The organism is Bariatricus sp. TF06-38A, from assembly GCF_027690675.1.
Lineage (GTDB): Bacteria > Bacillota > Clostridia > Lachnospirales > Lachnospiraceae > Allocoprococcus > Allocoprococcus comes.
This window is the reverse complement of sequence record NZ_JAQFCE010000021.1, coordinates 15,575-30,706: the sequence shown is the minus strand read 5'-3', so window position 1 is coordinate 30,706 and position 15,132 is coordinate 15,575. Positions and strand designations below refer to the sequence as shown.

Annotated in this window: 16 protein-coding genes; 1 reads left to right on the top strand and 15 read right to left on the bottom strand. The window is 43.6% G+C overall.

Annotation, left to right across the window (positions count from 1 at the left end; translation table 11 throughout):
- Positions 1-28 precede the first annotated feature (28 nt).
- The 13 genes from PG418_RS14145 to PG418_RS14085 form a co-directional block, all read right to left on the bottom strand.
- Positions 29-1,396, bottom strand: a complete 1,368-nt coding sequence (locus tag PG418_RS14145) for a DUF5702 domain-containing protein (RefSeq protein WP_147344797.1) — start codon at positions 1,394-1,396, stop codon at positions 29-31.
- A 37-nt stretch (positions 1,397-1,433) separates the two neighbouring features.
- On the bottom strand, positions 1,434-1,634 hold the full coding sequence (locus PG418_RS14140) for a Flp1 family type IVb pilin (protein WP_022220442.1): 201 nt from the start codon (positions 1,632-1,634) through the stop codon (positions 1,434-1,436).
- A gap of 11 nt (positions 1,635-1,645) precedes the next feature.
- Positions 1,646-2,845, bottom strand: coding sequence for a type II secretion system F family protein (locus PG418_RS14135; protein WP_195502271.1), 1,200 nt, complete (start codon positions 2,843-2,845; stop codon positions 1,646-1,648).
- A gap of 116 nt (positions 2,846-2,961) precedes the next feature.
- Entirely contained in the window at positions 2,962-3,546 is a 585-nt protein-coding gene (locus tag PG418_RS14130; protein WP_498837549.1) for a type II secretion system F family protein, read from the bottom strand.
- Positions 3,506-4,876, bottom strand: coding sequence for a TadA family conjugal transfer-associated ATPase (locus PG418_RS14125; RefSeq protein ID WP_498837548.1), 1,371 nt, complete (start codon positions 4,874-4,876; stop codon positions 3,506-3,508). The genes PG418_RS14130 and PG418_RS14125 overlap by 41 nt, the downstream gene beginning before the upstream one ends.
- Positions 4,851-5,951 carry a P-loop NTPase family protein gene (locus PG418_RS14120; protein ID WP_498837547.1) on the bottom strand — a complete coding sequence of 367 codons (1,101 nt, stop codon included), beginning with the start codon at positions 5,949-5,951 and terminating at the stop codon, positions 4,851-4,853. Before PG418_RS14120 ends, PG418_RS14125 begins: the two co-directional genes overlap by 26 nt.
- Before the next feature lie 145 nt (positions 5,952-6,096).
- Positions 6,097-6,303 (bottom strand): pro-sigmaK processing inhibitor BofA family protein, encoded by a 207-nt coding sequence (locus PG418_RS14115; protein ID WP_008375529.1) that lies wholly within the window; start codon positions 6,301-6,303, stop codon positions 6,097-6,099.
- Positions 6,304-6,436: 133 nt separating this feature from the next.
- Complete coding sequence (locus PG418_RS14110) at positions 6,437-6,925, bottom strand: deoxycytidylate deaminase (protein ID WP_008375533.1); 489 nt, start codon at positions 6,923-6,925, stop codon at positions 6,437-6,439.
- An 11-nt stretch (positions 6,926-6,936) separates the two neighbouring features.
- Positions 6,937-7,566: a uracil phosphoribosyltransferase gene (upp, locus tag PG418_RS14105; RefSeq protein WP_022220333.1), complete on the bottom strand. Its 630-nt coding sequence runs from the start codon at positions 7,564-7,566 to the stop codon at positions 6,937-6,939.
- Entirely contained in the window at positions 7,548-9,086 is a 1,539-nt protein-coding gene (locus PG418_RS14100) for an L-threonylcarbamoyladenylate synthase (RefSeq protein WP_498837560.1), read from the bottom strand. The genes upp and PG418_RS14100 overlap by 19 nt, the downstream gene beginning before the upstream one ends.
- 38 nt (positions 9,087-9,124) lie before the next feature.
- Complete coding sequence (locus PG418_RS14095) at positions 9,125-9,868, bottom strand: N-acetylmuramoyl-L-alanine amidase (RefSeq protein WP_498837546.1); 744 nt, start codon at positions 9,866-9,868, stop codon at positions 9,125-9,127.
- A 74-nt stretch (positions 9,869-9,942) separates the two neighbouring features.
- A complete protein-coding gene (locus PG418_RS14090) occupies positions 9,943-11,802 on the bottom strand; it encodes a glycosyl hydrolase family 18 protein (protein ID WP_498837559.1) in 1,860 nt (619 codons plus the stop codon).
- Between the two features lie 173 nt (positions 11,803-11,975).
- The gene (locus PG418_RS14085) at positions 11,976-12,209 is read right to left on the bottom strand and encodes a hypothetical protein (protein WP_195250361.1); all 234 of its coding nucleotides are present in this window, start codon (positions 12,207-12,209) and stop codon (positions 11,976-11,978) included.
- A 386-nt stretch (positions 12,210-12,595) separates the two neighbouring features.
- Between PG418_RS14085 and PG418_RS14080 the strand changes: the two genes are divergently transcribed.
- Positions 12,596-13,390: an adaptor protein MecA gene (locus PG418_RS14080; RefSeq protein ID WP_195412760.1), complete on the top strand. Its 795-nt coding sequence runs from the start codon at positions 12,596-12,598 to the stop codon at positions 13,388-13,390.
- A gap of 99 nt (positions 13,391-13,489) precedes the next feature.
- On the opposite strand, the gene PG418_RS14075 is transcribed toward PG418_RS14080, so the two are convergent.
- The gene (locus tag PG418_RS14075) at positions 13,490-13,699 is read right to left on the bottom strand and encodes a DUF1858 domain-containing protein (RefSeq protein ID WP_022220329.1); all 210 of its coding nucleotides are present in this window, start codon (positions 13,697-13,699) and stop codon (positions 13,490-13,492) included.
- Between the two features lie 231 nt (positions 13,700-13,930).
- Entirely contained in the window at positions 13,931-14,851 is a 921-nt protein-coding gene (locus tag PG418_RS14070) for a C40 family peptidase (protein WP_368282379.1), read from the bottom strand.
- Positions 14,852-15,132: the final 281 nt, after the last annotated feature.

The window sequence follows — 15,132 nt, the reverse complement described above, 5'->3', positions numbered from 1 at the left end:
ATCCACCTCCTAACATTTTCATTTTTTGTTACTGATATTGATATAAAATATGATACTGATACCGGATTCCTCTTCTCAGATAACATGTCATGTCAAAGTCTGCTCCTGATACGCAGGCATCTGCCCGGAAAAACGTTTTCTCCATTCCGGATCGCAGATTCATTTCCACCAGATCCAATGCTCTCATCGACAGTTCTTCCTTTGATTTTAAAACCAGCATCATTTGCAGATATTGCTCATAAGAATTTCCCTCTTCTGTCTCCTTCCCTTCCGGAATACTTCTGTTCTTTGCCAGTTCAAGCAGACCATCCAACGTCAGATTCCAGCTCTCCTTACTCTTTACAGCCGGAACCTTCTTCCCTGCCAGAAGCGTCTTAACATCCGTAAGGCTTTCTCCATAAGCCCATGCAAGAAGCAGCGCATGCTTGATCACAGGTCCGATCTCCGGTGAAAGAAACACCGCACTCAGTGTCGTTGCAAGGGTATCCACCTCCATTTGCATGTCCTTATCGGTCAGCAAATATCCATAATTCACTGCAAATCGAAGGATTCGGATTCTCCCGATCACATATTCCAGATTGTCCTTGTCGCTCGCCTTTCCTCCTAACAAATACTCCATCTCATAGTCCAGTACCGTATTCTTTTTCTTATTTGCAGCATTGCCAAACTTATCTATAAGGTACAGATTGAAAAAAATGGTATCTCCGGCTCCATTATCTTTTTCCTTCATGGTTCCGTATCCCTGCCTGAGCTTTCGGTTCGATACAGTCTCTTCTGACTTTACAGCTTTCGATGACAGCGTAAATCCTTCCGGACTGACCAAATTTAACAGTGCTTGCGCCTGTATATCCACAATATCCGCCAATGGATTATTTTCTGCAGGAAGTTCTTCTTTTTCACTTTCCAGCATCTGGTCAAGTTCTTTACTCGTCTCTATATTCTCTTTCCCATATTCATTTGCTTTCAGTTCCTGCTCCTTCCATTCGGATACCTTTCCCGTCAGATTCTCTATCGCCGCAGCTCCTGTCTTCATTTTCTCGTATTCAACCGCCTGCCGCAGAAATTCTTTCCCATTCTGGTCTGTCAGATAACGAATTGCCGCAATCTCTGTTTCTATATTTTCTGCCCCGTAAAAGGACAGTCGGTTTAAAATATTTTCTTCAGACATTGTTCCGGATTCATAACTGCCTTCTATTGCAAAAATACCATATCGCTCCAGAAGATCTTTCTGATATTCTGCAAACGCAGATTCCACTGCCCTGCCTGCGTCTGCTCTTCTCTCATTCTTTGCCAGCTGGATCGAGGCACTTTCCAGCAAAGCCCCAACCAGAGTAAGAAGCAGAAGAAAGACCAGGCTTAGAAACACAGTAATCTCTCCCTTTACCATTTTTTTCATCTCTGTACACACTCATTTCTGAAATAAAATTTTTACTTTAGATTCCTGAACTTTCATTCGTTATTTTTTCAAATATTTTAGTTACAAGTTCATTAAGCTGTTTCTTAAAAATGATAACCAGACCGATAATGACGACCAGTACAAGGATCAATTCTACCGTTGATATCCCGTCTTTTTCCGTCAGAATCTTCTGAATTCTGATCCATCCTGTCCACAGCTTCTTTTTTACCGCCTTCATTCTCTCACCTCCTACACCTGGATCGACAAAAATGCCGGTACAACTACGATCGTAATCACGATGATCAGCATCAAAAGCATTGGGATCAAAAGTCTGGTTCCTGCCTCTTCTCCCAGCTGTCTCGCCCTGCTCTTTCTGTCCTCCAGTGCCTGTACTGCCTCCATACGAAGCATTTCAGAAATTCCTTTTGCACCCTTTTTCAGATTCTGTGAAAGAAGTGCTCCCATTTTCATATACGGAATCAGATCACATCTTCTTGCAAATCTTTCATAACATTCCATCTCCGGAATCCCACTTTTCATTTCCTGCCAGGTTTTCCAGATTTCTTCATATGCTTCTCTTTTTCTTCCCGTTTTTCCTCTGGTGATTCCATAGTCTTCCGCAATTCTTTTCCACACATTTTTTGCTGTCATTCCGGCACCGGTCAGCATCGTAAACTCTGTGATAATTTCCGGATAATCCAGCATCATCTGCTCTTTTCTCGTCTTCTTCTGATTGTTTTCTTTCTGTATTTCTCTTCCGACAAGCAGAATGCTTATCGCCATTCCGAGCATCAGAATCGGAATCACTTTTGAATCTTTCTCCTCTGTCCAGGCAATTTTTCTTCCGTCCAGACTGGGTGGCAGTGTAAGATATGCTTTCTGCCTCGTAGCACTGTCCTGTAATCTTACCAGTTCCAGAACCCGCTCTTTCGTGGAAAGCGTTTTCTCCTGTCCTGCAAAAATAACAAGATCCATCTCACACGGATATACCTTATCTTCATAATGCAGAACTCCGGTAATATTCATCCCAATCCCCTGATTCTCCGGATCTTCTTCCCGGATTTTTTCCTGATCCAGTCTTCCAAGCGAATCCATTACATCATATCTGCTAAGTTCCCAGGAAACCGAAAACGGAAAATCGTCTAATGCTGTTACCAGATCCAGATCTGTCTTTATATGCGACAGATCCTTATTTTCCCCGGAAATCACTTTTGCAAGCTCTTTCCTCGCTTTCTGAAACTCCTTTTCCAGCCGCTTTTCACTGTAAATCTTCGGTGACACACGAATTTCTATATCCTGCTTTTTTTCTCCTTCAACCTGCATAGAAAGCGCCGCTTCTTTTTGTCCTTCCCCGTACCCGTTCCGCTTTATCTGCATGGTTTCAGAGTTTTCCGTCCCTGTCTTCTGCACGATTTCCGACAAAAATGCCAGACTTGTCACCGCCAACATCAAAAAAAATATCCGCCTGAGAAGCCTGTCCCATTTTCTGAAAAGTGATTTCTTCTTGAAATACATCCATGCACAAGCTCCGAGAAAGAAATACATTCCGATACAAAACCACATTTCTATACCTCGATTTCCACAATCTTGCATCCAAGTCTCCAGGCAGCAATGTAAGCTCCAAGACAAATACTCATAAAAGCCACTCCTGGCAGATTCCCGTATAACCCCGCCATAAATTCCGGAAAGCTCAGACGCATATAACCAATAATTCCCAAAGGAATCACTGACATAATCTGAAATTCCATTTTTTTCGCTGCAATTACGGTATCGATTTCTCTTTTCACTTCCGCTTTATCACCAAGTTGTCTAACCGCATTTTTAATGATCAGAATACTGTCGCCTCCGCTCCTCTTTGCCAGGGAAAATACAGTGACAAATGTATCCACCTCCGGAAGTGCTACCCTTGCAGCAAAATCCTTCCAGGCAGCTTCCGCGGTTACGTTCAGATTCAGCTGCCTTACCATATACGTAAATTCCCGTACAATAAGTGTATGCCTGTCATACATGATCTGCAGGTCTCTCTGTACCTCTTTGATCGCGTTCTCCATAGAGTATCCCACATTCAGCTGCGCTTCCAATGATTGAAGCGCATCCTGGAACTGTCTTTCAAAACGTCTCTTCCCTTTTTCCTCTACCTGACAGATCATCCTTTCGTAATACTTCATTCCCAGAGGAAAAAGCACTGCCATCATCCATAGTCTTGAATAGAACAGCATGGCGATCAGAAACACCAGAAGAATGCTTTCCGTTATCGCCAGGGCATACTCCTTCCGGCTGATACCCTGCCGCCATAAGTTTTTCCGTCCGTGTAAGTGTGGACCTTTTCACCCACTCCCCCTGGATTTTTCCATCCTTACTTCCCGTCTCCTGAAAGGAAAATAACGGTTGAAGCCTGATTTCTCCTTTTTCATATCCCAATACCTCCATGATTTCCAATACTTTCCTGCTCTTGTCCCGAAGGCGTCCCAGATGTACCAGGATATCGATTCCGGAAGCGATCTGACGCATAACTGCTTCCAGCGGAAGTTTAATCCCCATCAGTACCATTGTAGACAGTCTGCTCATCATATCATCCGGACTGTTCGCATGACCGGTACTGATCGACCCGTCATGGCCTGTATTAAACGCCTGTAACATATCCAGTGCTTCTTCTCCTCTGACTTCACCGACAATAATCCTCTCCGGTCGCATCCGGAGCGCTGTCCTGATCAGATCACGGATATTGATTTCCCCTGTTCCTTCTACATTTGCATTCCGTGCTTCAAGCCGCACCAGATTGGAAATCCCTGTGATCTGCAGTTCCGCGCTGTCCTCAATGGTAATAATACGTTCTTCTTTCGGAATAAAATCCGACAATACATTCAGAAAGGTTGTCTTTCCTGATCCTGTCCCTCCGCTGATAAAAATGTTATACTTTGCCTTCACAGCCTGGATCAGCATTGCCGCCGCTTCTTTTCCGATAGAGCCTGTATCGATCATCGTCTCCATCGTAATCCTGCTTTTCGGAAACTTTCTGATCGTAACAATCGGTCCATTAAGCGCAACCGGCGGCAGCACCACATTTACTCTGGATCCATCCTCCAGTCTCGCATCTACGATCGGTGTTGCCTCATTGACAACCCTGTTACAGCCTGCTACCATCTGCTGAACCACATCTTCAAGCTTTCCCTTTGAAAGAAACTTTTTATCGGTTTCATAAATCCTTCCGTTACGTTCGATGAAAATCGGCTGCGTTCCATTGATCATAATTTCCGTAATCTCTTCATCCTCGATCAGCTCCTGCAAGATATCCAGCTTCCTGAACGCGTTAAAAAGCTCTCTCCCGAGAATTGCCTTTTCTCCAAGCGGAATGAACTCTTCTTTCGATTTTTCTTCCAGTATCCTGTGGATCAGTTCCAGCAACTCTTCATCGCTTGCTTCCTTCGACAGATCCATCTGCGCCAGAATCTCTTCATGAAGTTGTTCTGCCCTCCGCATAGAAGAACCTCTTTTCTGTACTTTCTTTTAATAACTCAACTGTTTCTTTTACTGTCTGACGCATATTTTTCCCCATATTGATATACATGGTACGCGACTCCAGCTCCTGATACCGCAGTACCTTCAACATATGCTGGTACTGCGCAATTTTTGCCATCGCATATACATCCTCCGCACACGGCATGAGAATCTGGTCACACAGCCTTAACAGCTGAAACACATCCTCCATCCCATTTCCGATATCCAGAATGATCACGCTGTATACACTTTGGCTGATCAATCTTTCAAATAGAGTTTTCCATTCCTCTGTATGCACAGCACGAAGATCTGTCCATACTTTCATTGGCGGGATATAGTCCAGATCACCCATTCTTTTTACCATGGATGCAATCCGTATCCCGATATCATCTCTTTCCTGTTTTGCATAGTAAAGAACATTTGCCAGATCAGGAGAATCCTGATCCCGGAAATATCCTCCCATGCCTGCATAGGTTTCCAGATTCAGATACAGCACGTCCTCTGACTGTGCCAGTGCTTTCCCAAGTTTCAGTGAAAACGTTGTCTTTCCAATTCTGTGAACCGGTGAATATACTCCAAGGATTCTTCCATTTCCGTTATCCGCACACGATCCCGGAAACTTCTCCTCCTGAAGTCCTTTTAAAATCCCGGTCATCAGTCCGTCAACCGGCTGATATTTCCGAAGCTCCGTTTCCTCCTCTCCCAGATCCACACAATGCTGTCTCGTCAGAATAATTCTCTTCCCGGTAAAAATCTGCTTTCTTTTTTCATATGGAACATCCTCACTGATCAACAATACCTTTATCAGACCAATCTTCAGTAACTCCTGTACCATTTCCGGCGACGAACAGATTCGCACTCCTGCTGTCACCTCTTTTTTCAAAAGCAGCGCCTCCGCAAGTCTTCTGACATACTCTTCTTCTGGATCACAAATTAAAATTTCTCTGTCGATTCTTTGCTCTGCTCCTTTCCGGCATGTCCGCCCTTTTTCTTTCAAACTTTGAATCAAATGCCGAATGGCATATGACGGAACACGTTTGCATTCCTTTTTTGACACAGTATTTATCAGAATATAAATACTGCTGAAACTGATTTTTTGATTTTCTAACTTATTGCTTTGCCTCTCTTGTAAGACGTATTATATGCGCCACTTTTCCCTTTGTCCATAGCTTTAAACCAGAAAAAAACGTTTTGCGCAACACCTACATAAACTGATAAAACATAATCCCATAAAGCATGGCAACTCCCGGAATTCCAAGACATCCGGACACAAAAAATGACAGGACATTTAGTCCGACAGAAACAGGAATGTTTCTATAGTCCATCCATTGATTGACCAGAAAAATACTGCCCATTCCTGTCAAAGCCCTGACAATAAAGTTTATCTGCCATGATCCTCTTCTTTTCATGCTCCGCCACCTCCTGCTCTATCTTATGAACTTTTTCACACAGATATGTTTTTTACCTCTGAAAAGAATTTCCTATGAAAAAAAGAGCGCCACTGTCTGCACTTCGCAGTCCAATGGCACTTCCACATATCTTTTATAATTCAATTTCCACTTTTCGCCCGGTCCGGTGATACTGATGATATCGCACCCCGGCACAGTCAAACATCATTTTAGATGCTTTTACAGAAGTTGTATCTGCATACTTGTCTGAATCATAGATTACTTCTTTGATTCCACTCTGAATGATCGCTTTTGCGCATTCATTGCACGGAAAAAGCGATACATAAAGTTTGGCTCCTTCAAGACTTCCTCCACTGTAATTCAAGATTGCATTCAGTTCACTGTGTACGGTGTACACATACTTTGTCTTTAGCGGATCCTCACCTTCCCGTTCCCACGGAAATTCATCATCCGAACAGCCTCGTGGCAGACCGTTGTATCCCATTGACAGAATTTTGTTATCTGCACTTACGATACAGCATCCCACCTGGGTATTCGGATCTTTTGACCGTCTTCCCGAGAGAATGGCAACTCCCATAAAATATTCATCCCAGGAAATATAATCCTGTCTTTTTCCACTCATAATCGGTTCCTCTATTTTGTTCCGAAAATACGGTCTCCGGCATCTCCGAGCCCCGGAACAATATATCCATGTTCATTTAACTTTTCATCCAATGCTCCAATATACACTTCAACATCCGGATGAGCTTCCTGAAGCTTCTTTACTCCTTCCGGTGCTGCAATAATACACATAAAACGGATATTTTTTACGCCTCTGTTCTTCAGCATCTGGATCGCTGCGATACAGGATCCTCCCGTAGCAAGCATCGGATCTACTACAAATACTTCTCTTTCTTCACAGTCAGCCGGAAGTTTGCAGTAGTATTCTACCGGTTCAAGAGTTTCCGGATCACGGAACAAACCGATATGACCTACTTTTGCAGCCGGAATCATCGCAAGCATACCTTCTACCATTCCAAGTCCTGCTCTCAGGATCGGAACAACAGCAAGCTTCTTTCCCGCAAGCTCTTTTGCTGTCATCTTGCAGATCGGTGTCTGGATCTCGACATCCTGTAATTTCAGATCTCTGGTTGCCTCATAGCACATCAGCATTGCGATCTCACCGATCATCATTCTGAAATCCTTTGAACCTGTTTCCTCTCTTCTGATAATCCCGATTTTGTGCTGAATCAGCGGATGATCCATTACGTGTACATTTGACATTTGTTTTTTGCCTCCTCGTTTAACTTATTGGCAAGTTTTTTGACATACCCCTGGATCAGCTCATACATCTGCTCATACTGTTCCTGTGTCTGACCATATACAGACGGAATTTCTTTGCTTCCATTTACAAATTCACATAGTGTATAAACCTGTCCTTTTCCCGGATAATCATTCTGTATCTTTTGTTTGATACTGTCCTGCATTGCCAGAACAAGCGTATCTTCCCCAAATTCCTCTTCTGATAATGCAACAGTCTCATATCCTTCTGTCTCAATATGATGTCTCGCCAGAAGTTCTTCTGCTCTCGGATTCAGCGGCTCCGGGAAGAGAACCACAAGTCCTCTCGCACACACCTCATATTCCTGGAAAAGCGGCTGCTTTTTCAGAATTGCTGCTGCGATCGGAGCACGACAGTTCGCGCTGTTGCTCACAAATACAATCCTGCGGTAATCCTGAAGCTTCGTGATCTCAGATGCCTGCAGTACATGATGTCCTGCTGCTTTGCCCAGCCGGTTCATGATCGCAGTTCCGATACCTGCCTCCGGAAATGCTTCACTGTAAATATAATCAACTTCCTCTTCATCAAATTCACGTAGGACTTTATAAAGGTTTCTCGCAACCGTCTTTTCATTCACACGGGAACCTATGCATTTTACTACACCGGTCGTATACTGATCAACCGATTCATTAGACGCAATGATCCCCACCTTATATCCAAGTCTTACCTGCTCGTAAGCAATCTGCTTGATCGCCCGAACAGCCTCTTCAGGCTCTCCCTCAACAATGATCATCTCTGCCTTCGGCGCGTAGTGACGGTACTTCATTCCCGGTGCTTTCGGTGCTTTTGTGCTGTTCTCTGAAATCAAAGTTTCATCCACAGCTACCTCACCGATCACTTCACTTAACATCTCTTTTGTGATCGCTCCCGGTCTCAGGATCATCGGTGGAGTCACCGTCATATCCAGAATCGTAGACTCTACTCCGATATCTACACTTCCTCCATCCAGGATCATCTCGATCTTGCCACTTAAATCCTCTGCCACGTGCTGTGCTGTCGTCGGGCTCGGTCTTCCGGATGTGTTGGCACTTGGTGCTGATACATATCCGCCTCCTGCAAGGATCAGCTCACGGGCAATCTCATCATCCGGCATACGCACAGCGACCGTTTCCAGACCACCGGTTGTTCCCAGCGGAACTTTTTCGTTCTTATTGAAAATCATCGTAAGTGGCCCTGGCCAGAAATGTGCCGCGATCTCATCTACAATAAGTGGTACAGATTCAACGATCGCACCCAGATCCTCCAGTCTCGCAATATGGACGATAAGCGGGTTGTCTGACGGGCGTCCTTTTGCTGCATAGGTCTTTTTCGCTGCCTCCTCATCAAGCGCATTTGCCCCCAGTCCGTAGACTGTCTCTGTCGGAAATGCCACCAGACCGCCGTTCTTCAGGATTGAACCGGCTTCTTCCATAATCACCTGATCTATTTGGTTTCTGTCTATTTTTTTTATTATTGTTTCCATGTGTTTCATTATAGCATTATCCACATGGCATGGCAATTTTAATTTCCATACTCGTTCAGGTATTCCAGACATTTTGCGATTCCTTTTGCAACAGCTTCTGCAACCTGCTCCTGATATTCTTCTCCCGACAATTTTTCTGCCTCTTCCGGATTAGTCAGAAAGCCGCATTCCACGATCACCGTAGGCACTTTTGTCCGCCTCAGAAGATAATAGGTCTCATTTGCTTTTGCCTGCCTGTGATTTTCCGGATCAATCTCCTGCAAACTTTCCTGCAGGATCTTCGCAACAGCCTCTCCTTCCCGGGAATGGCTGTAATAAAACACCTGCGCTCCATGAATTTCCGGGTCTTCATAGCTGTTCTGATGGATACTCACTGTAAGGACAGGTTTCGTCTCGTTGATCATCTTCACTCTTGCCTGCATATCTTCTGTCTTTTTACTTCCGTCTCCTGTTGTTCCAAGCCCTTTATCCTCTTTTCTTGTAAGCTCTGCTGTTATCTTTTCCTTTTCCAGACATTTTTTCACTTTCTTAGTAATTGCCAGATTGATATCCTTTTCCAGAAGGTTATTCAGCCCGATTTTTCCCGGATCACTTCCCCCGTGTCCGGCATCCAGGATTACCTGAGCCTGCTTTGCCTCCACCTGATCCGCCTCGGTATACCTGCTTAATGTATAGCTGCCATAAATACATCCCGTCAGTAAAATAAGAGCCAGAATCCACTTTATTTTGCTCTTGAAAATAGTTTTCCCCCTTTTTACTATTTCACTGATTTTTTTATTCAAAAAAGAGCCTCCTGCATATATTTTTACAAATATATGCGTGGAAAGCTCTTTTCTATACCTTTCTCATTATGTAATCAGTTTACATATTTCTGAATCAGATCCCAGATATCGGAAGTCTCAAATCCAAGTTTCCATGCCGCCGTTCCTGCCAGATTATTGTCTTTCATAAGTCCGAGTTTGACTTCAAGTGAAGAAGCATCCTCCAGCCAGATCCTGTAGGTTGAATCGTTATCTCCCTGCCACTCTGCATAGTTCTGCTTCGCCGTATCATCCCATGTCACAGTTGCTCCGGCTTCGCTTACCCGCTGTGCCGCTTCTTCCATGCCAAGTGCTTCGCTGGTAACTTTCATTGAATAGCTTTCAGCCTCGGTTCCCTGATCTTCCGCACGCTCTTCGTCCGTCTTCGGTGTCTCATTCCACAGCCTTGTATAGAATGGCACTGCATTGATCACCTTATCTGCCGGTACATCCCGCAGGGTTTCTTCAATTCCCTCTTTTACATAATTGTAAGATGCCACAGAACCTGCTTCATAGGAACCGGCAAAATGTTCATCATATCCCATAATGATCACATAGTCTGCCATAACCCCCTGTTCTTCTCTGTGATAATGTGTGTTATAACCCTTCGGCACATAATTATCTACAGAAAGGACCAGATTGTTCACCCGGCACAGCACAGAAAGCTCCCGGATAAACTGAATGTAATGATCTCCGACATCCGTCGGTATCTGTTCAAAATCCACGTTAATTCCGTCAATTCCATTCTGAAGTGCTGCATTTACCAGCTGATTCTCCAGATTCTCCCTGCTTGAAGTATGACTGAGCAGCTCCATATCGTCTACATTCTGGTCGAAATTATCAACCAGCGCCCATACTTCCAGTCCACACTGATGTGCATAATCCACATAGTCTGTACTTGCAATGGAACTGATATTTCCGGAATTATCCGTTACACTGAACCATGTAGGGGAAATCGTATTGAGTCCTTTTGTAGCTGCAAGCGCATCTTCAATCCCTTCGTTGGCAGCTTCACTTGTGACCTGATGCCATACCAGATTGATCTTGTAATCTTTCTTGATTCCTGTATAATCCGGTTCCTCAAATTCTCTTGAGATTGTCTCTTTCTTGGCATCCTTCAGCTTTGACTTCTGAATATACCCGACAATTCCGGACTTTGTACAGACTTTTTTCCAGTCACTTACATCTTCAAGAACCGTAAGCTTATCTCCCTTTTTCACTTCTTCGAGCACCGGACTTTTTACACCTCCCAGAATCCTTACCTGGGAATCATCCTTAACCTTTGCCATCTGACGCTCTCCAAACTTACTGGTGATCACGACTCTTGCCGGATCTTTATAAACTTCGTAGTCAAAATTTGCATATTTCTGCAGGAAATCCAGTGCAATATATGCTGTATCTCCTTCTGTCTTTACAATTGTATAATCCTCACTGTTCACAGTATCTGAAACAGAATAATCCTTACTGTCTGCCGCTGCCTTTACCATATCTCTCGGCAGTGTATACAAAAGTATATGCTCATTGGAATCCCAGTAAAAACGATCGCTGATATAATCCTGTACAAGGTTATAAGACAGATATGCAGTTCCGCCTTCTGTAATTGCCTGAGCATCCAGTACCTCGTTGTTGATCGTTACACCCATCTGCGACTTTGCCGTAATTCCAAAATATTTATTCAAATCATAGGTTTCTTTTGTCGGCCCATACTTTATCCAGTATATTGTTCCACCGGCAAGCCCAATGACAACTATAAAGATCACCAGCAATGCAATACACACGTTTCTGACACGGCGACGTCTTTTTCTTGCTCTTCTCCGTCTCTGATAACCTACGCCCGGATCCTCGTATCTTGCAGCAGCTTTTCTTGCTGCCGCAGCTTTGCGTCTGCGCTCTCTTTCCCTTTGCTCATTGGTCATTCTTCTTTCGTCCACATGACACCTCCTGTTTGCAGCATATTTTCACAGCTTAACTAAGCTTGTAATATGCGCATACTTTAGGTTATTATACCACATATATCTGACATTTGTACACATCTGAAAGCTATTTCCATTCCCCACAGGTCATGTCCTGGCGAGGGGCTCTGCTTTTTTCATTCCACCTGTGAATGGTCTGTTCCTATACTGTTAAAATCCAGTTCCCGGATCATTCCCTGTTCATCCAGAATATAATCCCGCATATAATTACTTTCTTCTCTTACCATATGCGCTGACACGATCTGAAGCGGACTTGCCGGAAAGCCATTTATCTGCATCCGGACACCGCTACGCTCATAATTTGTCAGTTCCGTAAATAAATCCTGATACTTTTTCTCTTGCTCGTCCATATTTCCCCCTTGAGTCAGACAGTTTTTACGGCAAAAAGCGACCATAAGGCAACACTTGTGATATATTACTTCTCCTGTGCTTTTTCCGATGACAAGAAAATGATCACTGTCCATACTTCGGTTCAATTGTTAGGTTCTGTTGATAAATCGTCTGATATGACCTGAATGTACTTGATTCTGTACGCTGTGTGCGAAATGCGTATGATAAATTCAAGATTTGTGCGATTGACTGGTCTGTCTTATTTTCCTGTAACGCCATTATAAGAAAGAGTTTATAAAAAAGCAAGCATTTTTTATTTTTTATTTTGTTTACATCGTTCCGTTTTTTGTTTATACTATTAGTAATTGTTCAGATAGATTTTTGATTGAATAGGAAGTGATACTTTATGAAGATAGAAAAGATAAATGATAATCAGATTCGCTGCACACTTACCCGTGATGATCTCGCCCAGAGACAGTTAAAGCTCAGCGAGCTTGCTTACGGCTCCGAGAAGGCAAAGTCTTTATTCCGCGAGATGATGCAGCAGGCCGCTTCTGAATTTGGATTCGAAAGTGACAATCTGCCACTGATGATCGAAGCAATCCCGACCGCCGGTGATTCTATTGTTCTGAATATAACCAAAGTTGATGATCCTGATGAACTGGATACCCGTTTTTCCAGATTCACACCTACTCCTGCGGACGAAGCTGCTGATAAGCACAAATCCGTGCTGGAACATCTGAAAAAGCTTGACGGAGCCGAAGATTTTCTCGACATTCTCCGCCAGATGAAAGAAGCTGTATCCCAGCTCCCGGAGAACCCGGAAGCACTTGCCGATACTCCGGTCCAGGAACAGGCTCCTGCTTCAGAAGCCAAAGAAGCAGCTCCTGCTGAACCTTCCGTTCCACCTGTCCGGCTTTTCTCTTTCTCAAGACTTGACAGTGTGATTCATGCCAGTCATTTTTTAGTCGAGATGTATGATGGTCCGAACACACTTTACAAGGATGAAGCAGAGAACATGTACATCCTGACACTTGCACAGGGAGAGCATCCGTCTTCTGATTTTAACCGTATCTGTAATATGCTCTCCGAGTATGGTTCACCGGAACAGGGTGGTGGTATATCACTTGCATTTCTGGAAGAACACTGTGATATGATCCTTGCCAAAAACGCAATACAGACTCTGACTTCATTTAAATAACAGACAAATCCACAATTTTTAACTTGGCGAAAAAAGACGGGGACGGCAGATTAATGATCTGTCGTCCCCGTTAAATTATATCTTTTATTTATTCACGGTCTATGCTTCAGCTGCTAAGAGTGCGTTGATCTTTGCGATAAGAAGATCTGCATCAATTCCATGAACCATTGCTGCTTCTTCAAGAGACTCACCCTGTGAAGCCGGGCATCCAAGACAATGCATTCCAACTTCCATAAGAACCGGTGCTGTCTGTGGAGCTACCTGAAGCAATTCGCCAATTGTCATTGTTTTTGTTACTTCGACTGCCATCTTTCTTCCTCCTTTACTTTTCGTATCCCTTATTATAATACCATTTATCCCAAAAAACAACCTTAATATCCGACTGTATTGCTCGGATATTAAGGTTTCTTTGCTTTTGTAAAATATTTCCCCGTTTTCCACAAAAAACGTATGTTTTTATGTGGACAATGTGGATAACCCACGGATATTCAGCATTTTCGTATTTTTCAAATGCCTGCTTTCACTTGTGTTTCCAGGCTTTTACACAATTCTTCTTACTGAAAGAATTGTCGTATAAGTCGCCGGTGAAATCCCGATTCCCTGTTCCGGGTTCTGTGCATTGACGATCTGACCGTTCCCAATATAAATTCCGATGTGGCCATCATAACAGATCAGATCTCCCGGCATCGCCTGATCATAGCTTACCTCCACGCCGGCATTGATCTGGTCATACGTTGTCCGCGGAAGACTGATTCCAAAATGTGCAAATACAGACTGTACAAATCCGGAACAGTCTGCCCCATCTGTCAGACTTGTGCCGCCCCAGACATACGGATTCCCAATAAACTGGCATGCATAATCGACGATCGCCTGTCCATTTGACGCCGGCTGTGCGGAAACCTCGGTAGTCTCCATCTGCTGTACATTCCCCTGGACTTCCTGCGTCATCTGCGCTTCTTCGGATTTTCTGGACACTGCATAGGTAAATGCTTCTGCTTCTTCTTTTCCTTCCTGCTGCGCTTCCGTTACCAGATTCTCCGCATACGTCTGCGCCTCTGCTCCTGTCAGTATATATTCTGTTTTTACATATCCGGTGACATCTCCCGACTCGACTGCCGTCCATTCTCCCACAGGACCTGTGATCTTCGCCGCGTATCCCGGATACAGCTTTCCGACATATTCACTTTCCTTTGTCGGTTCGCTTCTGACATACAGAAAACTCGTTACATTGGCAAATGCCATATCTAAATACTCGCCCTTATTTTCCGGTACCAGATAATCCTCAGCTTTAATCTCCCTGTTCTGAGAATAAAAATCCTTCAACACCGCTTCTATCCCTACGCCCGGCATTTTTGCAGCTTCTGCGGTGTCCCCATCTGCTGCCATAACCGAAATTCCCGGAGATACTGTCATCCCCAGAAAAGTAACCAGGAACAATCCTTTTTTTAGATTTGAATGCATAAATCTCCCTCCTTCATGTATTCTTATCTTTTGTAAATGTTACAGAATTGTTACATTTGTTACGGTGATATTATATCAATCAAATTTCACATTGTCAAGTTTTACTCATTTATTTCGTATTACACAGTTCTACACCGTTCTTTATATGCATTGTTTTTTCGTCATATTTGTTACAAATTGTTACATCTCGCTTAACAGTATTTCCATTTTTTATTCTTTTATTCAATATACAATTTTTTATTGACATTATAAGAATATTATTATAATATAATTTTAGTAAT